The organism is Nonomuraea aridisoli (assembly GCF_003236395.1).
Taxonomy (GTDB): domain Bacteria; phylum Actinomycetota; class Actinomycetes; order Streptosporangiales; family Streptosporangiaceae; genus Nonomuraea; species Nonomuraea aridisoli.
In genome coordinates this window covers 1-19,000 of record NZ_POUD01000102.1, presented here as the reverse complement: position 1 = coordinate 19,000, position 19,000 = coordinate 1, and the positions used below count along the sequence as shown (strand labels likewise).

Below are 19,000 nucleotides of genomic sequence, written 5' to 3'. Positions count from 1 at the left end.
GTCTGGTGCTCCCCGCGCACGCGGGGATGGTCCCGGTGTGGTCGCGATGGCACTGATCTCGATGGCGTGCTCCCCGCGCACGCGGGGATGGTCCCGTGCTCGACTTGATCGGCTGGCCACGGCTCCCGTGCTCCCCGCGCACGCGGGGATGGTCCCAGCCGTACGTCACCGTCTACAGCGGGGTGTGCGTGCTCCCCGCGCACGCGGGGATGGTCCCGCGCCGGCGATCTCCTCGCCTTCCCTGGGCGCGTGCTCCCCGCGCACGCGGGGATGGTCCCCCGAGCCGGACGTTGATGCTGTTGGGGCCTGAGTGCTCCCCGCGCACGCGGGGATGGTCCCCACTCGGCGCGGTAACGGGCATGCGCCGACGCGTGCTCCCCGCGCACGCGGGGATGGTCCCGCGATCAAGGCCGACCTGCACGAAGCCCTGGAGTGCTCCCCGCGCACGCGGGGATGGTCCCTCCGACAGGCTCACCCATCCGAGGTGCAGGCCGTGCTCCCCGCGCACGCGGGGATGGTCCCAGGTCGACCGGCCGCAAGGTCATTCGTGCTTCGTGCTCCCCGCGCACGCGAGGATGGTCCCTTCGGTCGCGCCGGCGGTCGCTTCCCCGGCCTGTGCTCCCCGCGCACGCGGGGATGGTCCCGCTTCTGACCTGCTGTGCCACACTACGCGCAGGTGCTCCCCGGGGATGGTCCCTCTTCTGGAAGGTGGCCGGCAACTCTGAGCCCGTGCTCCCCGCGCACGCGGGGATGGTCCCAGCCGCTCCCGGCAGTCGTCCCGCTCGTACAGGTGCTCCCCGCGCACGCGGGGATGGTCCCAGACGTGGCTCGACCTCACGCCCGAGGCGTTCGTGCTCCCCGCGCACGCGGGGATGGTCCCCGGTGCGTGACCCCACCACGCCCGGTCCGTCTGTGCTCCCCGCGCACGCGGGGATGGTCCCTACTACGTCGGAAAGGGCCTGGAGTACTCCGGGTGCTCCCCGCGCACGCGGGGAGCACCCGGCGGGGTCACCCGCCGCCATCTCACAGAAAGTGCTCCCCGCGCACGCGGGGATGATCCCTCGATCCACTTCACCAGGGACGTGATCGTCTTGTGCTCCCCGCGCACGCGGGGATGGTCCCGCAGGCGCGCTGTGCGCGCGGATGTCCCACTCCCTGCGACGCACATTCGACCGTTGACGCAGGAGAGCCGCTATCCGAAGTGGTGAGGTGTCCGACCCACGTGTGCCAAATACGTGCGCAGCGATCCCCCTGCAGCCGTGGTCAGGCCCTCTTGACCTGGGCAAACGTCCTGCACGCTCATCTGACTCCTAAAGCGGGTGCCGCAGGTTCGAATCCTGCCGGGGGCACGCTTCTCCACCAGGCATTTTGCCTTCTGACCTGCGGTTTCTCTGCCGCAGGTCTTTTGCTTTCCAGGCCCCGGATAGGTAGCCGAGGGCACCCGTATGCAGCCGTAGGACCTTGATCACGGGATATATACGGGATGATCTTGGCTGCGTTTCCCCAGCTCAGGGAAACGTTCGGCTTCATTGCGGAGGCAGAGGGAGCTGCCGCAAGGACGGGAAGGGGAGACAGCACACATGGCTGCACAGAAGGCAGGGCTGCAGGAGGGCTGAGCTCGGTAGCCCAGTATGGACCTATGGAGCCCAAGATCCAGATGCGGCAGGATGGGGACCATGGTCGCGTACTGGTGGTCACAGCGGTCCGATGAGAACTTGTTCATGGAAATCACGCGACGAGATGACATCGGCAGCGACCTCAAGGCGCCCATTGCTGCTCGGGGCGGCGTGAGCACGCCAGGCTACACGCTGGTCAGTGCGGTCCAGGCCAACAGCCTCGTCATTCACTACGACAGCGCCGCAGAGCAGGTTGTAGGCGTCAGCCGCGCGACAGGTGAGCGGTACAACGAGCCGATCTGGTGGGTCGCACGTGGCTCCTACGCGAGACAAGCCGGCGCCAAGCCCGAATGGCTCCCCGGCCTCGTCGTTGCGCTCGCGGACTATCGCCCTCTGGCTGAACCGTTGCCCTTAGCGGTACTCCGGCAACGCCGATTAGCCCTGTTTGCAGTCCGAGATGCCCTGCAGGCAGAGTTTCCAGGACAGCGGCTCTACTTCCCGTGGATCCAGTACCAGCACTCCTTACGGACCTGGCAGACCTACCTCGCCAAATGCCCGAACGCAGTGCTCGATGTGCTCCCTGAGGTGAAGGAAGCCGTGGAAGCACTCGTCGGAGAGCAGCCCCCAACAATTCTCACTCGGAGCGGCGTTGAGGAGGCCGAACGTCAGGTCGCCGCTGCCGCCGGTCGCCCGCGGATGTCCCGCAAAGGCCAAGGCTTCGCCACCGACCAGCAGGTGAAGGTAGCGGTCGAGACGCACGCGATGAACGAGGCTCTCCTCCACTACAGCAAGCTCGGCAACGTCACGGACACCTCTCGCACCGAGAGCTTCGACTATGTGGTTGAGATCGACGGCGTCTCTTGGCATGTCGAGGTGAAGGGGACGACCGGCGATCCGCAGGAGATTCTCCTTACGTCGAACGAAGTCCAGCATGCCAAGGAATACCCACACGTGGCCCTGTTCGTGCTTAGCAACATCACCGTAAGTCGCGACGACCACGGTGAGATCACTACAAGCGGGGGCAAAGCCTCGATCTTTCACCCATGGTCACTAGATCAAGCTCGGCTGTCACCCGTCGGGTACAAGTACCAGTTGTCTGGGGTCGCCCAGGAAACCGAGGCCTGATGGGCGAATCGTGACGTGCGCATCAGCCAGGTTCTATGCGCGGTGGCCAGCTACCGGTGGCGTCCAGACCGTCGGGAGGAGTTCTGTTGCCCTTCGGTATGCGAGCTTGAGGGTGTCATGTCGCTCAGCCGTAGTTGCACCGGTCTGAGCCATGAGCACTTCGCGTAGCGGGTGACGTGATTCGATGAGGTCGTTGTTGCGCTGTTCGAGCCACGGCATCCATGTCTCGTGCGGAGCTCGGCCCCCTTTGGCGTTGTTGCAGGACCAACAGGCCAAAACGAGATTCCAGATGGCATCGACGTCGGGGCCACGCCACAGGCGGGTGAGCAGCTTCCAGGGCAGGACATGCTCGACGATGGGTCCACTGCCTACGTTCTGCGTCATGAGCTCGTTGCAGTAGGCACAGCGACCATCCTGATATCCGTTGAGGGCGGCGACCACCCCGGTCACGCTTCGTCGACGCTGCTTGGACTGGAGCACCAGGGCCTGCTGATCAGGGTCATAGACAAGCGACGGGCCCAGGACCCCATCGGATATGCCCGTGGCCCACGCCGTCTCCACCAGCCGCCAGCGGGCAGCGGTTTCTGCATCGAGGTCCTGGGCATGCACCGATCCGGCGAGCTCAAGCAATTCGTCGCGCAGCACGAGGCCAGGAGCGGCGGAGTTCCTGCGCTGATCCTCGTAATAGCTCAGTGGTGCCTGGTCACCGCCCAGCTTGGGGAATGCGTCGACGACGTTACTGAAGCCCAGCTGGACCGTTCGCCGGTGCAACATGTCGCGGTCGAGCTCGCCGGCGTTGAAAGCGCGGCAGGTGTCCAGGAATTTACTGCGAGCCGAGGTTCCCTGTCGGGGTTGACGCTGAAGGGCCTCACACAGGAGTTCCGCGTACCGCGGTGCCAGTTCTTCGAGCGTGACATGGTTACGGCCGGTGGCAGCGGCCTCCAGCAGGGTCGCGCCGAAGGCGAACTTGTAGGTGGCCGAGTTCGCGCCGTACAACAAGATGGCACGCCATACGCTTTCACCGGTGACCACACCGCGGCGGTAGTCCATGGGAGCAGTATCAGCCAAGGGGGCGACAGTTTGGATCAGGGACAGACCATCGTCTACGGCAAGCTGGTCCGTGATCAAATCCCACAGATCATAGAGGCCGATGGCAAGACTCCCACGGTGCGTGTGCTTGGCGAGTCCGAGGTGGTCCCCGCCTTGACGGCCAAGCTCGCCGAGGAGGCCGAAGAGCTGCGCCGTGCCGGGCCGGATGATCGTCTGGAGGAGCTCGCCGATATCTACGAGGTTCTGAGCGCCCTGACTGAAACGCTTGGATACTCCGACGAGGAGGTCAAGGAGGCCGCACATCACAAGCGCATCAAGCGAGGCGGCTTCAGGCGCGGGCTCTGGCTGGACGAGGTGAGGTCAGCCAAACGATCATAGGAGTTTGGTGGCGACCATGCAGTCGTCAGGCGGCCCTACGTTCACGACGCGGCGAATCGTCCCTCCTCTGCCTCGCACGACCATGCCGACATCTATGCGGTGGCATAGGCGTCCGTAGAGGGTCAGTTTTCAGCGATCGACGTCAGCCGTAGAAGCAATCGACATCATGCGTGATGCGCATCCATACCAGCTTGGCCGCCCTCCAGGATCGCAGCCAAATAGGCGTTTTAGTACGTAGCAGGCATACAAGGTGTACGAGGGCGTGAGGCTTAGGTAGTGTCCAGGGCGTGTGCCCAAATGATCGCCGACTGCCTGTCGTTGCCGCGGTGCTCGTCTCTCTCGCGGTTGTGGCTGGTTGCACAGGGAACGCCGAGAAGCCCTCGATGGACGAGGCCTCGAAACAACTCATCACGGTCGGCGACAAACTAGTCGCCTCTCAGTCGTTAACCACTACGGGGTCGGCAACCACGACCGAAAAGGCCAGCCAGGATAGCGAAGCCGGTTGCTTAAAGGGTCAAGTTCAGCGATTCTTCCGAGCCCAAGGTGATCTCAAAGGGCCACCGTATGTACACTCGCCGGGTAGCGCAGCGGCTCTGATGTCGAGCTGGCTACGGTTGCAAGGCTACGAAAAGATTGTGGATGACCTGGATCTTCGCGACGAGAACCTAGGCATGGCCGTGCTGCAACACCCGACGACCGGGATCACGTTTTTGATCACTGTGCGCAATAGCCAGAAGCCGAACATTTTGATCGTCGGTAAGACCAGCTGCTACGAGCGCAACGGATAGCCTCGGGCTTAGCTGGGCATCTGTGCCGCCTCCGCACGTGCAAGTTGGGCTTGCTTACGAAGACGATCAGCAGTGGTTGTGCAGCTATCTTTGAGCAAGCTGATCTCCCTTTGCAACTGCACAGCATGAGTGGCGAATCGGCCTGCAGCTGGCCCCTTCCAGAACGTGTCCACATTCTCGGGCCTTTTCAGCATGCCGGTGAAGACATCATTCAGCGCTTCGGCGTATCGCATGAGGCTGGTGGCGAGCAGTTCCTTATCGGCAGCTTGCTGAAGCAACTGGCTTTGGCTCGGGATCGTCATGCTCACCCTCCTCGTTGTTTCAGCGCCGTGACAAGTGCGTCATAGAGTCGCCCGCGAAACGCCATCCGCACCTCATTACGCTGAGAGTCAGTCAACGGCTTCTGTCCGTGCTGGGCCAGCGATTCGTTCACCCAATCGGCCTGCTGTTGGACGATGCCGTCCGCGACGGACTCCGCCGTGGCCGGAGTCTTCTTGTCGAAGAAGTCCGTGATCACGCCCTTGAGGCCGTCCTTGGCCTCATCGAGCCCAGCGTCTCGGGCGGTCGCCACGTTGGCATCCTGGATAGGCCAGTACTTGTTGGAAAGCCACGAGACGGGCAGCAGCGCGACTCCCGCGAGCCAGTCGGCATATTCGTCGTCGGTCCACTCGGCGTGTGTCGAGCCGCTCAGCATCAGGTTCGCGACGCCTCCAGCGAGTGCCGCCCGATGGGTGTACTCATCCTGCGTGGCCTCGTCTCCGAAGGGCCGGAACCGGCCGATGTCCAAGCCCAGCGTGTAGTCCTGTGACGCCTTCATCAGGATGTTCGCCGCATCCTTGTCCTGCATCAGGCCGCCCATGAACCGGGAAGCGTCATCGGGGACGAGGGCGTCCCATGGCGATGTCGGGAAGGCCGCTTTCAGCTCGGGGGAGTTCCGCATGGATTGTCCACGAGCGAGCTGGTCGAGATAGGGCGTCACGTTCTTGGCCAAGGTCTCGCTGATCGGGGAATCCTTGAGCGTGCCCCACGAACCGCCGATCCACGGGCTGTTTTCCGCGCCCATTCCTCGAATGATGTTGAACCAGGCTCGCTCGCGGACACCGGCTGTTCCGGCGTCTGGGTTCAACGCCTTGTCCAGCGCTCCCGCGAGCTTCGCTTCGAGACCGGCGACGCCGCTCATCCGGGCGCGCTGAGGATGCAGGAGCCAGCCTGCGGCGTCCTTGTTGTCAGCCAGTAGCGTTTGCAACGCCTGCGGGTCCGCGTTGTACGCCTCCACCAGAGCGTGCAGATTCCAACTGGGGCTCGTCGGGAGGTCTGCTCCCAGTGGACGGCCCAGCACGCGCAGCGCCACTTGATTGAGGAGTCGGCTCGACGGCTTGGACATCGCGATCAGTGCGGTCAGTACGCCCGGCTCAGTGGATTCCATGAACTTGCCGCGCCACTCCTCTCCCAGCCGTCCGGCGCGTTCTGCGTTGGCGTACGCCTCGGCCAGTGGTCCCAGACTCTCCCGGCCCTGCTGGAGCACGGCCGGCGGAAGCCCTCTGTCCATGGCTGGACCTTTGCCCTTCATCCAGTGCATGAACAGCGCGCGGAACTTGTCCGGCCCGAGGGCGGTCAGCAGGGCAGCGGCGTACGCGGGATCGTTCAGCTTCTCCTTCGTGGCCGCCGTAGCCTCGGTCACCTTCCGCCAGGTCTCTACCGAGTTCTCGATTTCGTGCTGCTTGAGCTCCCCCGCGATGAGCCCCGCGTCTGCTTTACCCTGACGAACAGCCTCTGTTTCGCTGTTGAACGGTAAGAACGTGCTCAACAGGCCATTTCCGGAACTCGGGACCATCTGCTTGAGCGTGTCCATCCGCCATTTGAGATCGCGCTGCGTCTCGTCGAAGAATGCCCAGGTCCGGTGCATGGCCGCCACCCCCGCGGGGCCGGTCCATGACGCGTCCGCCTCGGCGATCGCCGCCTCCAGCCCATGCCGCGTGCGGCCCAGGACGTCCTTGCCACCCTCCATCTCGCGTATAAGCTGTTCCGCCCGGCTGGGGTCGATCCCGACGAACTCCCCCATGGCCCCTCCAAGAGGGTGTGGCTACAAGGGAGGAGTCAAGCACAACAGCTAATCCTCGTAAATGCCTCACACATCCCTATAAGCAACCGGAATTACACGCACTGTGGTAGAAATTGCCGGATGTTAGGGCGGACATCGCAGCAAGGCCCGTTGCTCTCGTCCTTGCTGTCGTGGGTTATCCGAGGATGGAGTGACATGCCCAGTTGTGCATTCGCAACTCGGGGCGGGAAGGCGGGTACCGTTCGTCACACATGGCGGCGAGCCCTGCCACCTCTGGCTTCCTGTCTCTGGCTCGTGGGTCGTTGTTTCCGTTCTTCCTCGCGCGGTCAGTGGGAACCACGGTCTTCTTGGACGGAGCCGGCGCCTCATTTCGATGACGCTCCCGCGGCACAGTCGGGATCGCTGATCGACGATGGGGCCTTGGCAATTTCACCTTGCTCTTCGACGCCTTGGGGATTGGCCTGGACGTCGTCGAGGGCCTCGCTCGTGGCGAGGGCGTCGGCAACGGAGTGGACGCGACCAGACGGCCGACGACACTGGGGGTGGGTGTCGGCGTCGAAGCGGCGCTCGACCGTGACCCTGCGCTGTCCGTTCCCCAGCCAATCGACCAGATGCCGATGCTTGCGCAGATGAGGAGTCCCGCGATGAGAGCTGGCCGCGGGAGGCTATGAGGAACCCAACGCCGCCGGGGGGATTCCGGCGGGGCTGGGGTGGAGTACGTCCGCCAGCCGAGAGAGTCGGACTCGGCGAGGAAGCGTCGCCGGGGCCAAGGCGGCAGGCCGTACGGCGGGCGCCGCAGTGGGCGAAGCTCTCCGGACCCAGCAGGGTCGTTGTCGGCGGTGTGCACGGGCCCCCTTTCTCACTGCACGTGCATGTAGGGTGGCGCAGCCTCGCGGCGTTCGGCCGGAGCGACGCGGCATGGTGAGCAGCGGGAAGCGAAATGGCCCCGGTCGGGCCGGGGCCGAAAGCGGATAGGGGCTGAACTATGTGCCCAGGGCATCATGGATCTTGCTGTTGATCTGCTCTTGCTGGCCGTCGATGCATTTGGCGTAGACCCGCAGGAGCACGTCCACGCTGTGACCGGCGCGCTTCGCGACCTCGGGCGCCGGGACGCCGGCGTTCAGCCAGAGCGAGACAGCAGCATGGCGCAGGTCGTACGGCCTGGCGGCCAGCGACGAGGCGGCCTGTTCCGGAGTGAGTGCGAGCTTGCGAGCTTCCTGCCAGACGTAGGAGTGCGCCGAGCTGGAGTAGGTGCCGCCGGTGCCCGTGGTGAAGATCCTGCCGTCCTTCGCGGTGCCGTACTCGGCGATGTGCTCGCGGAGCATGGCGACCAGGACGGGCGGGATAGGGATCTCTCGGGTCTCCTTGTCCGCGCGGTGCTTGAGACTGCGTGACTCATGGGTTTCGCCAGAGTTGGTCCAGCGCTTCGTGGCCTGTGGTCGGGCCTTCTCCAGGACGATCAGGCCCCAGCCCGTCTCAGGCAGCGTGCAGTTTCGCAGCCGCAGGTCGGCCGCCTCCTCCGGCCTGAGAGCGGCGTAGTAGATGCAGGCGAACAGCGCTTTGAGCCGGGCGCCGCGCTTGCGGCCCACCTTGGGCACGGCATCCAGGAGTTCACGTGCCTGAGCAGGGTTGACCACTGTGCGGGGATCGATCACGGTGACGGCCTTGGGCACCGTCCACTTGATCTCGTCCAGTGGGTTGCTGCCGAAGACCTTCTGCTCTACCGCGTGCTCCAGGAGGTGATGGAGGACGGCGCGCTTGCGCCGTACCGTGTTCGCTCCCGCGGGCGTCCCCGCGAAGGTGACCGAGATGGCGTCGAGAGCCGTACGAAGAACGTGCGCCTCCCCCAAGGCTGACAGCGGGAGGGATGCCCTCTCCAGCCAGCTCAAGGCCGCAGTCTGCGTCGCCGTCAGTTCTGCCCGACGCTTCTCGGGAAGCAGCGCGTGAACCCGAAGAACCTCCCGTAGCTCCTCTGGAGAAGGACGGCGCGGCGCGTCAGCCACCAGAGCAGGGATCAGCGTCAGGAGCGTGTACGCGTCCGTCTCGCGGGTTCGGGCCGCCGAGGCGTTCCAGCGCCCAAGCACGTACGCCTGGGCGAACTCCAAGAACGACGGCCCTGATGACTTGCCGGCGAGCATCGACACCGGCAGGCCGGTGGCGACGTCGAACTCCTCCCCTGCCTTCGCGGCCTGGCGCAAGTCCGACATGAAGGCGTTGGCGAGGCCCTTGGTTCGGAAGGTCTTGGATTTCTCCTTGCCCGCGACTCGCCAGCGCGCCACGAACACCGGCGTTTCGCGATCCGTGCGGTGCTGTATTCCACTGAGCTTCACGTCATACGTGGTGTTCATGCCACCTCCCGACGCGAGTCGAGCCAGGCCATGAGATCGCTCCGCCAGACACGGAGTTCGAGGTTGGGCAGCTGGACGCACACCGGCGCGCGACCGAGCTCCCGCCAGCGATAGAAGGTGCGCCGGGAAACTCCGCCCAGCTCGACGAGAACCTCCTGAACGGTGAGCAGTTCATCTCGTCGGGTCATTGGGCGTCACCGCCCGCGTACGGAAGCCGGGCGCCTGTGATCGCAGCCGCGAGGATCTGTTCGCCAAGCGAGAGGCCTCGTCCCGCGTACTCCCAGTGGGCGACGACCAGTACGGTGTCTTCGTCGAAGAGCGGAAGCCGTCCAGTGGTGACCGGCTCGGCGCGCATGTGCTCCTCACGGGCGGCACGGAGGGCGCCGAGCGTGGTGGAGTAGCGGCGGCTCTTGGTGGAGAAGTGGCCGCGGAAGCCAAGCATGTGAGCCCAGTGGACGAGCCTCAGATCGGCCAGGTCGGGGTGCTCGCCGAGACGCATGCAGGCGGCGATCAGCCGGCGGGCGTGCTCGCGGACGGGCAGAGCGTCGAGGTTGTCGAGGGGTTGGATGCGCCGGTCCAGGGTGCCGACGCATTCGGCGGCCTTGGTGGCGTACTTGGCAATGTAGGCGGCGACAGCCTGATCGGTGAGATCCCCATCCATGGTGATGCGACGGACGTCGAGCTGCGTGCCCCAGCGGAAGGCGCGGCTCAGCGGCTTGACCTCCGCAGTTACGACGGCTGCAGCGTGTTGGACGGCTTGGGCCAGGGCGTCTGCCGTCACCCACGCGGGCGGCGGCGAGGATGGGCCGTCAGGACCGTCAAGGCGGATGACGGCGTGGAAGTGGACGACACCGCGGCGCTGGTATTCGGCGACCTTGGCGAAGGCGATGCTCACGTGTTCGCGCAGAGCCTTGACCGTCAGGCCGTTGAGCCGGGCGAAGCGGCGGCGCAGAGCGAGCGTGAAGCGGCGCCACAGCTCAGGGCTGATGGCGTTGAACAGGACCGAGCCGTCGTAGTCGTAGCAGTCCGGGCACAGCGGCTCCCCCAGCCGGGGATCGTCGGCGCTGTGCCGTTCGGTGCAGGACATCACCTGCCCGTGCCGGCAGGTCGCGGCATCGCGGCGGGCGTGGCAGGGCAGGACCTTGCCGTTCTTCTCCCTCCACACGTGGACGGCGCCGAAGGACGGTGCGGTCAGAGTGACGAAGAGGCACGGATGCGCGCTGACCGTCTCGGGCACGCCCTTGCCGCCGACGAGGCCAGCGCGGACGAGTTGGTACGTGTCAGCCCGGTAGACCTCGGCACAGGCCGGACAACGGGAGGCGCGCCGAGTCTTGCAGGACACGCGCAGGACGCCGTCCGGCTCGCGGTTGGTGCAGTAGCGGTGTAGGAGCTGGCCCGTCGCGCGGTCGTAGTGTTCGACCTTGCCGCGAAGGTGGATGGGCTGGCGACAGCCGCCGGTGCGCTTGATCTGACCGGCCCAACGGTCGTAGTTCGGGTCATGGAGTCGGGAGATGATCCCGGCTATGGCGTGTGGGTGGGGCAAGATGGATCCGTCCTATCCGGATGTATCTGGAGTGGGATGGCCCCTCACCTGGCGCGGAACTTGGCGGTTGTGTGGCCAGGTGAGGGGATCTCGGCTATACGCCGTGGTTGTCGATGCCGGTGCCGTCACAGTCGCGGCAGGTGTCGCCGTCTGCGTCGATTCCGGCGCCGTTGCAGGTGCAGCAGCGGCAGCGAGTGAGCGGGGCCTCAGCAAGGGCGTGAGGTTGGCCGGCCTCATCGGGTGTCATGGTCAGTGGCTCTTGCGCGGCGTGATCGTGACGTAGAGGCGGTAGTTCCGCGGCCGGTTCCTGTCGGGGAAGGCCCGCGACATGGACGTGACGGTGAAGATCTGGCGCAGGTGGATCATGCCGAGGGTGAGCTCGGCGCGATTGCCTTCGAGTCGGATACGCATGATGTTTACCTCCTAGGCGTTGTCGATCTTGATGCAGTCGCGGTAGCTGTCTACGGCGGCGTGGCGGGCGCGGGCGGCGGCGAGGATGGCGGTGAACTCGTAGCGGACGGGCCCGAAGTCGATGGCGGTCACGTAGTGGCCGTGGGGCAGGTGATCGGGGTTGATCTCGGCGCCCAGCAGGGCGGCGACCTTGTCAACCTCGGCGCGCATCAGATGATCAGGGCCGTTGGGCGGGAAGGCGCGGATGATGACGGGCGCCAATGAGACCGGCACCTCGGGGTGTGCCTTCAGAAGTCCGGCCAGGGCGATGAGTCCGGCTATGAGGGCGTCTCGGTCGTTGTCCATGGTGATGACCTCTCAGGTGGCTTCCGATGTGGCCCGCAAGGTGCGGAGCAGATCGGAGGCGAGTTGGTTGGACACACCCAGGCGGGCGCGGAGAACGTCGCGGGTAATGGGCTTGCCGTGCCTGGCCTGGTGCTCATCGGCCACGCGGCGGGCGTAGTCGACCAGGGCAAGGGACGGTCCGGGTTGTTCGTCCCGGGCGGGGACGAGCGCGGGCCGATCGACGGACGGGACGGCGGCGAGCTCGTCGGGACGGGGACGGGACAAAGCGACGTCTGCCGAGGACGTCTCGGAGACGTCCAGAGACGGGCCGGACGTCCGGCGTTCGAGCATGGAGATCGCGACGAGAAAGGCGGCGGCCGGAGTCGCGGCAGTGATCCACCCCCAGAGGGTCGGGTCGGCTTGTTGCAGGTTGGCGGCCAGGGACAGGACGACGCCGCCGGTCAGGACGAGGACGGGCCAGGACACCGGGCCCCGTCGTACGCGTCCTGTCTTCTTGTCGCGCTGGCGTTCGCGGGCGGCCATGACGCAGGTGAGGTCGATGCAGACGGCAATCGCCCAGGCCATCCAGCCGGACTGTCCGTGCTCGCTGGCGGTCTCACGGATGTGGGTGAAGGACCCAGCACCGGCGATGACGGCCAGGACGAGGACGGGGCCGGTGTCGAGCAGCCAGCGGGCGAGGCGTCGCATCGGTTCAGGCCTTTCTCGGGTCCGGAATGGAGTCGAGGAACTCGGCGAGGTCGGCGTCGCTCACCTGCGAGGCATGGCCAGCGACGATGTCCGCCCAGGCCGGAGTCCGGTCGGCGTAGGTGGTTGCGGCGTACTCAGCAGCTTGCTCACTGACGTAGAAGGACCGAGCCCGGTACCACTGGCCGTCCTGCGAGGCGACGATCGCGACGCCTGGTGTCTCGGCGGGGATGGCCCGCGCCGAGGCGAGCGCGGCCGGGTCGAGGTCGCCGAGAGTCATGGTCGCGGTCTCGGGATCGTTCACCCGGTGGCAGATCCGCCCAGAGCACTGGGCGCGCAGGGCGGTGACGCCGGGTCCGAGGTCGGAGCCGATGCGCTGGCCGCAGCAGAACAGGTAGATGCCGAAGGCCCGCCCGAGCTGGGCGACCCGCAGAAGCGCGGTCGAAGTCTTGGCGACCTCGTCCTTCTCGCACTTGTCGGCCATCAGGTACAGCTCGGCCAGCTCATCGACGAGCACGACGACCGGCACGGGCCGCTGATCGTCCGGCAGTTGCCAGATGTTCCGGGCGCCCGCCTCCCGGCATACGGCCATGCGACTGGTCATCAGGCCCACGAGGTCATCGAGCAAGGTGACGCATTCAGCCCGCGTGGTGCCCAGCGCCGACAGTCGACGGCTGTACGGAGTGAACTCCACGCCGCCCTTGAGGTCGAAGCCGACCAGGGCCACCGGTTGCGGAGCCAGCCCTTGCACGAGGGCGTTGGCGAGGTTGGACTTCCCCGACTGGGTGGCTCCGGCGTTGAGCCAGTGCGGGACGGTCTTGAAGTCGATGATCCACGGACCGCCGGTCTCCAGACGGCCCACGACGACCTTGAGCAGATCGGTCGAGGTAGGAAGGGTCTCGACCCGGACCAGCGGATCGCGAACGGTGGCGGACAGGACGACCCGTCCGGGTCGAGGGGACGAGACGCGGATCGCGTGGACGCCCCAGGAGTGGGCGAGCCGTTCAGCGGCGTTGGTGTAGTCGGCGGGAATCTGCCCCTCAAGGGTGTGCAGCGTGACCCGCCAGCCGTACCGGGTGGGCTTGGGCAGCCACATGAACGGCTTGGTGTCCACGGCGATGCGCTGCCACTTGCGCCGGACGCGGACGACGCCGGTCGATGCGACGAGACCGGGGACGGTGGTGAACCAGAAGCGCTGCCGCTTCTTGGTGAGGTTGCAGCCGAGAGCGACCTTGCGCCAGGTGGCCCGTACGCTGATTGCGGTCAGCGGGAAGGCGACCACCAGCCAGAACGACCGGTAGTGCCAGCGGCGCCAGGCCCAGAGCCCAGCCGCCGAAGCGGCCAGGACTCCGAGCAGCAGGAGGCTCGTGTCAGACACGGAGCGGCTCCTCTTCGGCGGGCAGGAGCGCCGCAGCGCGGTAGGAGATGCCCCACCGGCCGGACATCTCCCAGACGTAGCCGACCATGCCGGTCGGGATGATCTGCTGACCGGCGCTGATCGGAGGCTCCCCCGAAGTGCCGATCTTGACGAGCTCGATCCTGCCGAACTCGTCCTCCACGGACACGGTGACCTCGAAGACGGTGTTGCCGTTCTTGTCCGTCTTGATCTCGCCGGTGTCCTTGTTGAGCAGACGCGGCTTGGGCGCCTTGACGCAGGTGATCACGAGCTTGGACGTGTCGACAGGGATTGGGATGGTGCGCATGAGAGCTGGTCTCCTTGTGAGGTGATGTTCTAGATACAAAGATACCTAGGTATCTAGCTCTGTAAACCGAGATAGCTAAGTTGGATCGAGATTCCTTACAAGTTGCCCAGAGATCTAGGCATCTAGAACCGCTACTGTTGAGTCATGGCAACCAGTGACCGGCGCCGGCCGTACCTGAGGATTGCCGAGGACATCCGGCGCGACATCGCATCGGGCCGGTACACGGTCGGGGAGCGCCTCCCCGTGGCCCGCGAGCTGGCGGAGCGCTACGGCGTTGCCATGATGACGATCGGCAACGCCCTAGCGGTACTCCGCGACGAGGGACTCATCGAGACCCGCCAAGGAGCGGGCAGCTTCGTCAGCCGTGCGCCAGACGACGAGACCGCTGGCCCCACCCCCGGGGAGCACAGCGAAGAGTTCCGCATCATTTCCGAACAACTACATGAGATCCGTCAGCACATGCAGAAGCTGACGGTCAGGCTGGACGAGCTAGACGCTCGGACTCGTCCTGATCAAGCCGGGAAGTGATCCTGAGCGCGCGCCGCTGGAGTTCGGCCAGGTCGGCCGCGACCTCTGCCAGCTCGCGTAGCAAGATCTGTCGTTCGATCTCACTGAGACCCACGAGTGCCCCATTCGTATAGGCAGGACGCCGCAGCGCCCCCGGGTTACCTGACGGGTGGGGAGCCGATGAGCGGATGGGCTCACCGTTCCTGATCAGAGCAGCCGCATCACCTTGGCGAGGTTGAGAATCTCGCGCTGCCGATGCAGCCGCCCGCTGTCGCGAAGGTCACGCACGATGTTGCGAACCAACGGCCTGTTACGGACATGCTGTGGCGCGATCCGATCCGCGCGCAGCAGAGCTTCCGCCGCTTCGTTGTCCTTTCTGTTCATGTGATAGCCCGCCGCGGTGCAGGTCCAGTAATGGGCCTGCCGCTCGGACGATGCGATCTCAGCGATCTCCACGTGTTCCGCGCGGGTGATGACATCACGTGGCCGGCCCAGCTCCATGCTGACCTCGACCGCGTGAATGGTGGTATTCACCCGGTTGAACTGTGTCTGGAAGACATTGCCGTCCCGCGGCAGGGTCTCGGCGACGCGGCGTGCCTCCTCAAGGTGGCTTTCCGCTTCTCTCTGGTCCCACAGCCGGGAGTACGCCACCGCTGCCCGCAGGTGCAGCGCGCCCCACATCGCCTTGACCGTGTCGTCTGTGCCGACATGCGGTTCGATCTGATCGAGCGCCGACAGGGCGACGTTCTTGGCGGGGTCGAGTTGCGCCTCGTGCAGCCACACTCCACACAGATCCCAGCTTGCCGCTGCGATCAGTTCGGGCGAGCCCACCTGTTGAGCGGCGACGAGTTCGCGCTGTACGGCGGTCCAGCCCAGGTCGTGATGCCCCAGGAGATTGGAGGACACCCGCGCCATGTGACAGGCTCGCAGCATCAGCGCCTCGGCGCGATCGCGATCGGCCGACGAGTCGTTCGTGATCGCTATCAGTTCCGTGATGATTCTGGGCAACACCTCACCCAGCGCGGTGAACTTCGCGTCCTGGCGAAGTTGCTCAGCCAGGCGTACGTTCGCCTCAAGCTCCCCCAGCGTTCGAGGTTCCCCAGAGACCGGCAGCACCACTCCCCTCGGCAGCGAGGCCTGCTGAAGCGCGAGACGAAGACCCGGCACAGCAGCGTGACCGGAGTCGAGTTCCGTCGTCTCGTGTCGGTACGGCTGGCCGGTGAGCTCGGCGACCTCCACCCCGAGCGCCTCGGCGAGCTGCCCGACCACGCTCATGCGATCCAGCGGCATCCGCCCGTTCTCGACCTTCGACAGCCAGGAGACAGAACGGCCGATCTTCTCAGCGAGGGTTGCTTGATCCCACCCCTTGCGGTGACGAGCCCGCGCGATCCGCTGGCCTTGCGTCACGTACTCTGTTGCCACGTCCCCGCCCCTCCCTTTCGTCGTCGCTTGCTTCGACGATAAGGCGGGTGACCTGCGTCACTGGCAGAAAAACTGCCAGTGAGCGGGCACACGAAACCGCAGGTCGGCCTTCTACCTGCAGAAACGTTCCATCACACTGAGATCACAAAGAGTCACGCTACGTGCGCACGATATGCGTTCGGCGTGTCCTTACCTCACTTCCCCAAGCATGATCCGCCGCCAGAGCGTCTCCACGTCGCGGACCCTCCCCCACGGGCTGTCGGCCACAGCCACAGGCCAGACGGAGCGGTCGTACCGCCGCACGAACCCAAGCCCACCCGCTACGCATTGCTCGAAGAGCAAGGACAAGCACTCGCAGGTATGGGCTCGCACCCGGACACGAGCCACACGCGACTGGGCCTCTGACCACTGCACCGCCGCCGCATCCGCGCGGGGCGGCAGGGGATGCGGGCCGTGAAAGTCATCAAACGCAGCCACAGACTCACCGTCCTCCGCGAGTACTTGAACCGGGCCGGGCGATCCCGACAAGGACGTCAGGCGCCAGGCCGGCGTTGGTGAGCGAACGACCGGCTCCGGCCATGTCTGCGCCCTCTGATGGAAGACAAGGCAGGACACCAGCACGAGCCCCCACCCGGAGGGGGCCTTGACCGTTGCTCACCAACGCCATACGTCCAAGCTAGCAAGCCTGTAAGTGCCTGTCTACTCCATGGAATTGCGTGAAGCTACACGATCCGGTGTGAAGGGCCGTGAAACGCCCTTCTATTCTCATCGTGTGGCCAGATACGTCGAGCACACACGCACCTGGGAGTTCGACGAGGACCGTTCTCGCTGGGAGCAGATCCTCGAAGTCCTGACAGCACGGATCGACTCCGGTGAGTGGGGACCCAAGTTCAAGATCTCCGAGGTCAAGCTCATGGAAGAGTTCGGGGTCGCCCGCCCCACCATCCGCAAGGCCATGGAACGCCTCCGGGGCGCCGGCAAGGTCTACACCGTTCCGAACCTGGGGAGCTTCGTCACCCCCGACGGGCACTCAGAGCAGTAGGCTCCCGGGCTGTGAGCCAGCGGATCGACTACCACAACGACCCGAACGCACCCGCCGCCAACAGCCTCGTCCCCTCCGTGAACGTCGTGGTCACCAACGACACCGGAGAGGTGCTGCTCATCCGCCGCTCGGACAACGGCAACTGGGCCCTACCCGGCGGCGCCATCGACCTCGGCGAATCCATCCCTCAGGCGGCCATCCGCGAGACCCTCGAAGAGACCGGCATCGTCTGCGAGATCACCGGCCTGGTCGGCACCTACAGCGACCCCGGTCACGTCATCCACTACACCAGCAATGACGAGGTCCGCCAGGAATTCTCCATCGTCCTCACAGCCCGAGCCGTCAGCGGCCAGCCGACTCCCAGCGCCGAGTCCCGCGAGGTCCGGTGGGTGCTCCGACACGAGCTGGACAACTATGGCATGCACCGCTCCATGCGGCTGAGGATCAGTCACTACCTTCAACGGAGTAGTCCGTACATCGGCTGACAGTGTCAATGGCGCGAAGCCAGGCAGCGCGTGCCCGTCACCGAGCGGCCCGGCAAACTGCGGCGCCAGGCCAGCGGCGTGAACGACTGACGCATGATGGGTCTGTTTCCGGCTACCGCGTCCCGGCGAAATAACCGAAGTGGAGAAGCCCCCCTCGGGTCCGCCCCAGTCCCCCGACACCGCGAGCTACAACGTCGCTGCCCAGGCAATCCAACAGATCTTGGCGAACACCACTGGCCGCCCCGCCAACGCTGAGCAGAACACGCTCGTCAACCGCGTCATCGACGCGTGGAGACGCCGCCACAGCCGAGCTGACCCCAACCCCATCCTCACTCTCATCGCCGGCTACGCCGGGTCAGGCAAGACCGAGTTCGCTCGGTTGCTCTCTGACATCACTGGGTGGGCATTGCTGGACAAGGACGCCCTTACTCGCCCCCTGGTGGAGCGTCTGCTCATCTCGCTCGGCGGCGATCCCCACGACCGGCACACGGACTTGTACCTGCGGGAGGTCCGGCCGCTGGAGTACCACTGCATGATGGAGACCGCATTCGACAACCTCAATGCCGGGACCTCAGCTGTCCTGTCGGCTCCGTTCGTGGCCGAGTTGGCTGATACCGAATGGGTAGCGCGCCTGACTAAGCGCTGCGCGGACAAAGGCGCCGAAGTCGCGGTGGTGTGGGTGCTCTGCGATGCCGAATCCATACGCAAGCACATCGAGATCCGATGCGACGCCCGCGATGCCTGGAAGCTCCAGAACTGGGAGGCATACGTCAGCACCCTCAACACCGCTGCCGGCCCTCCGGCCGCGCACATCACTATCGACAACCGTCTCGGCGCCGCATTCGATCTCGCCAAGCAGGCCAGCGAGACCCTTCTACGGAGCCGACAAGCAGCCGAAGGGGTGCGGTAACGCTTCAGCGCCGGAGCAACGGCGGCACAACGGCGTCCAGTCCTACGAGCTACGGCGACGTTCCGTCCCAGGACATGGACGACAGATGATCTAGGAACCACGATCAGCAGCAGTCTAAAACTGACGGACATCGTTGACACCTGGGTCTTCGACCACTACGGAGACCATGTATGTCGACTCCCCCGAACCCCCCACTCGACCGTGAAGCCAAGCGGCGCCTGGCGGTCATCCGTCATGTCGAAGAGGTCTCGGGCAACGTCGCGCTGACGTGCCGCTACTACGGGATCAGCCGGCAGGCTTACTACATCTGGTACCGCCGCTACCAGGCCGAGGGCATCGAGGGTCTGCGCACCCGCTCCAAGCGGCCCAAGACCAGCCCGAACGCCACGCACGCCGAGGTCGTGCAGAAGATCATTTATCTGCGGCAGAACTACCACTTCGGTCCGGAGAAGATGGTCGCGTCCCAGATGCGGTGTAAATAGATCACGAGCGTAGGTTCCGTGTTGAACCGCCAAGTTCGCACGAAAGAGGTCCCACGCTCGTGACCCGTCGAGTATCGCCTACCCAGGCCATCCGTGCCG

At 65.4% G+C, this 19,000-nt stretch carries 21 protein-coding genes and 2 CRISPR repeat arrays (1 of these 23 cut by a window edge); of the genes, 9 read left to right on the top strand and 12 right to left on the bottom strand.

Annotated features, from left to right (window positions below; genetic code table 11):
* Positions 1-644: direct repeats of the CRISPR family, unit length 29 nt; unit sequence GTGCTCCCCGCGCACGCGGGGATGGTCCC (it extends 544 nt beyond the left edge of the window).
* A gap of 84 nt (positions 645-728) precedes the next feature.
* A CRISPR array of direct repeats spans positions 729-1,122; the repeat unit is 29 nt; unit sequence GTGCTCCCCGCGCACGCGGGGATGGTCCC.
* Between the two features lie 554 nt (positions 1,123-1,676).
* Positions 1,677-2,741: a protein NO VEIN domain-containing protein gene (locus C1J01_RS23710; RefSeq protein ID WP_146615701.1), complete on the top strand. Its 1,065-nt coding sequence runs from the start codon at positions 1,677-1,679 to the stop codon at positions 2,739-2,741.
* A gap of 33 nt (positions 2,742-2,774) precedes the next feature.
* On the opposite strand, the gene C1J01_RS23705 is transcribed toward C1J01_RS23710, so the two are convergent.
* On the bottom strand, positions 2,775-3,791 hold the full coding sequence (locus tag C1J01_RS23705) for an HNH endonuclease (RefSeq protein WP_111181176.1): 1,017 nt from the start codon (positions 3,789-3,791) through the stop codon (positions 2,775-2,777).
* Positions 3,792-3,821: 30 nt separating this feature from the next.
* On the opposite strand from C1J01_RS23705, the gene C1J01_RS23700 reads away from it, so the two are divergent.
* Together C1J01_RS23700 and C1J01_RS49230 are read left to right on the top strand one after the other, a co-directional pair.
* Positions 3,822-4,169 carry a nucleoside triphosphate pyrophosphohydrolase gene (locus C1J01_RS23700; protein ID WP_111181175.1) on the top strand — a complete coding sequence of 116 codons (348 nt, stop codon included), beginning with the start codon at positions 3,822-3,824 and terminating at the stop codon, positions 4,167-4,169.
* Positions 4,170-4,552: 383 nt separating this feature from the next.
* Positions 4,553-4,957, top strand: a complete 405-nt coding sequence (locus C1J01_RS49230; protein WP_146615700.1) for a hypothetical protein — start codon at positions 4,553-4,555, stop codon at positions 4,955-4,957.
* An 8-nt stretch (positions 4,958-4,965) separates the two neighbouring features.
* Here the strand turns inward: C1J01_RS49230 and C1J01_RS23690 are convergent, their stop codons facing one another.
* The gene (locus C1J01_RS23690; protein WP_111181173.1) at positions 4,966-5,259 is read right to left on the bottom strand and encodes a hypothetical protein; all 294 of its coding nucleotides are present in this window, start codon (positions 5,257-5,259) and stop codon (positions 4,966-4,968) included.
* 2 nt (positions 5,260-5,261) lie between these two features.
* Positions 5,262-7,019, bottom strand: a complete 1,758-nt coding sequence (locus tag C1J01_RS23685) for a hypothetical protein (RefSeq protein WP_111181172.1) — start codon at positions 7,017-7,019, stop codon at positions 5,262-5,264.
* A gap of 434 nt (positions 7,020-7,453) precedes the next feature.
* Between C1J01_RS23685 and C1J01_RS23680 the strand changes: the two genes are divergently transcribed.
* Positions 7,454-7,690, top strand: a complete 237-nt coding sequence (locus tag C1J01_RS23680) for a hypothetical protein (RefSeq protein WP_111181171.1) — start codon at positions 7,454-7,456, stop codon at positions 7,688-7,690.
* A gap of 312 nt (positions 7,691-8,002) precedes the next feature.
* Here the strand turns inward: C1J01_RS23680 and C1J01_RS23675 are convergent, their stop codons facing one another.
* From C1J01_RS23675 to C1J01_RS23645, 8 genes are all read right to left on the bottom strand, one after another.
* A complete protein-coding gene (locus C1J01_RS23675) occupies positions 8,003-9,367 on the bottom strand; it encodes a tyrosine-type recombinase/integrase (protein WP_111181170.1) in 1,365 nt (454 codons plus the stop codon).
* A complete protein-coding gene (locus tag C1J01_RS23670; protein WP_111181169.1) occupies positions 9,364-9,555 on the bottom strand; it encodes a helix-turn-helix transcriptional regulator in 192 nt (63 codons plus the stop codon). Before C1J01_RS23670 ends, C1J01_RS23675 begins: the two co-directional genes overlap by 4 nt.
* Positions 9,552-10,910, bottom strand: coding sequence for a replication initiator (locus C1J01_RS23665; protein ID WP_235854619.1), 1,359 nt, complete (start codon positions 10,908-10,910; stop codon positions 9,552-9,554). Before C1J01_RS23665 ends, C1J01_RS23670 begins: the two co-directional genes overlap by 4 nt.
* Positions 10,911-11,159: 249 nt before the next feature.
* On the bottom strand, positions 11,160-11,321 hold the full coding sequence (locus C1J01_RS50055) for a hypothetical protein (RefSeq protein WP_181448929.1): 162 nt from the start codon (positions 11,319-11,321) through the stop codon (positions 11,160-11,162).
* A 12-nt stretch (positions 11,322-11,333) separates the two neighbouring features.
* Positions 11,334-11,666, bottom strand: a complete 333-nt coding sequence (locus C1J01_RS23660; protein ID WP_111181168.1) for a hypothetical protein — start codon at positions 11,664-11,666, stop codon at positions 11,334-11,336.
* A gap of 12 nt (positions 11,667-11,678) precedes the next feature.
* Complete coding sequence (locus tag C1J01_RS23655; protein WP_111181167.1) at positions 11,679-12,353, bottom strand: DUF2637 domain-containing protein; 675 nt, start codon at positions 12,351-12,353, stop codon at positions 11,679-11,681.
* Between the two features lie 4 nt (positions 12,354-12,357).
* The gene (locus tag C1J01_RS23650; protein ID WP_111181166.1) at positions 12,358-13,728 is read right to left on the bottom strand and encodes an FtsK/SpoIIIE domain-containing protein; all 1,371 of its coding nucleotides are present in this window, start codon (positions 13,726-13,728) and stop codon (positions 12,358-12,360) included.
* A complete protein-coding gene (locus C1J01_RS23645) occupies positions 13,721-14,053 on the bottom strand; it encodes an SCO3933 family regulatory protein (protein ID WP_111181165.1) in 333 nt (110 codons plus the stop codon). Before C1J01_RS23645 ends, C1J01_RS23650 begins: the two co-directional genes overlap by 8 nt.
* A 144-nt stretch (positions 14,054-14,197) precedes the next feature.
* On the opposite strand from C1J01_RS23645, the gene C1J01_RS23640 reads away from it, so the two are divergent.
* Positions 14,198-14,581, top strand: a complete 384-nt coding sequence (locus C1J01_RS23640) for a GntR family transcriptional regulator (protein WP_111181164.1) — start codon at positions 14,198-14,200, stop codon at positions 14,579-14,581.
* A gap of 186 nt (positions 14,582-14,767) precedes the next feature.
* On the opposite strand, the gene C1J01_RS23635 is transcribed toward C1J01_RS23640, so the two are convergent.
* Positions 14,768-15,982, bottom strand: a complete 1,215-nt coding sequence (locus tag C1J01_RS23635; protein ID WP_111181163.1) for a helix-turn-helix domain-containing protein — start codon at positions 15,980-15,982, stop codon at positions 14,768-14,770.
* A gap of 772 nt (positions 15,983-16,754) precedes the next feature.
* Here C1J01_RS23635 and C1J01_RS23625 point away from each other — a divergent pair.
* The 4 genes from C1J01_RS23625 (at position 16,755) to C1J01_RS23610 (ending at position 18,901) form a co-directional block, all read left to right on the top strand.
* Positions 16,755-17,024, top strand: a complete 270-nt coding sequence (locus C1J01_RS23625) for a GntR family transcriptional regulator (RefSeq protein WP_111181161.1) — start codon at positions 16,755-16,757, stop codon at positions 17,022-17,024.
* Between the two features lie 11 nt (positions 17,025-17,035).
* On the top strand, positions 17,036-17,509 hold the full coding sequence (locus C1J01_RS23620) for an NUDIX domain-containing protein (RefSeq protein WP_111181160.1): 474 nt from the start codon (positions 17,036-17,038) through the stop codon (positions 17,507-17,509).
* 139 nt (positions 17,510-17,648) lie between these two features.
* Positions 17,649-18,419 (top strand): P-loop nucleotide/nucleoside kinase family protein, encoded by a 771-nt coding sequence (locus C1J01_RS23615; protein WP_235854618.1) that lies wholly within the window; start codon positions 17,649-17,651, stop codon positions 18,417-18,419.
* Positions 18,420-18,589: 170 nt separating this feature from the next.
* Entirely contained in the window at positions 18,590-18,901 is a 312-nt protein-coding gene (locus C1J01_RS23610; RefSeq protein WP_220040065.1) for a helix-turn-helix domain-containing protein, read from the top strand.
* The last annotated feature ends 99 nt before the right edge of the window (positions 18,902-19,000 follow it).

Bases quoted from the DNA above. Each gene is read 5' to 3' on its own strand.
- C1J01_RS23685 (WP_111181172.1), bottom strand. From the start codon at position 7,019: ATGGGGGAGTTCGTCGGGATCGACCCCAGCCGGGCGGAACAGCTTATA.
- C1J01_RS23690 (WP_111181173.1), bottom strand. From the start codon at position 5,259: ATGACGATCCCGAGCCAAAGCCAGTTGCTTCAGCAAGCTGCCGATAAG.
- C1J01_RS23645 (WP_111181165.1), bottom strand. From the start codon at position 14,053: ATGCGCACCATCCCAATCCCTGTCGACACGTCCAAGCTCGTGATCACC.
- C1J01_RS23610 (WP_220040065.1), top strand. From the start codon at position 18,590: ATGTCGACTCCCCCGAACCCCCCACTCGACCGTGAAGCCAAGCGGCGC.
- C1J01_RS23705 (WP_111181176.1), bottom strand. From the start codon at position 3,791: ATGGACTACCGCCGCGGTGTGGTCACCGGTGAAAGCGTATGGCGTGCC.
- C1J01_RS49230 (WP_146615700.1), top strand. From the start codon at position 4,553: ATGGACGAGGCCTCGAAACAACTCATCACGGTCGGCGACAAACTAGTC.
- C1J01_RS23710 (WP_146615701.1), top strand. From the start codon at position 1,677: ATGGTCGCGTACTGGTGGTCACAGCGGTCCGATGAGAACTTGTTCATG.
- C1J01_RS23655 (WP_111181167.1), bottom strand. From the start codon at position 12,353: ATGCGACGCCTCGCCCGCTGGCTGCTCGACACCGGCCCCGTCCTCGTC.
- C1J01_RS23675 (WP_111181170.1), bottom strand. From the start codon at position 9,367: ATGAACACCACGTATGACGTGAAGCTCAGTGGAATACAGCACCGCACG.
- C1J01_RS50055 (WP_181448929.1), bottom strand. From the start codon at position 11,321: ATGCGTATCCGACTCGAAGGCAATCGCGCCGAGCTCACCCTCGGCATG.
- C1J01_RS23660 (WP_111181168.1), bottom strand. From the start codon at position 11,666: ATGGACAACGACCGAGACGCCCTCATAGCCGGACTCATCGCCCTGGCC.
- C1J01_RS23670 (WP_111181169.1), bottom strand. From the start codon at position 9,555: ATGACCCGACGAGATGAACTGCTCACCGTTCAGGAGGTTCTCGTCGAG.
- C1J01_RS23640 (WP_111181164.1), top strand. From the start codon at position 14,198: ATGGCAACCAGTGACCGGCGCCGGCCGTACCTGAGGATTGCCGAGGAC.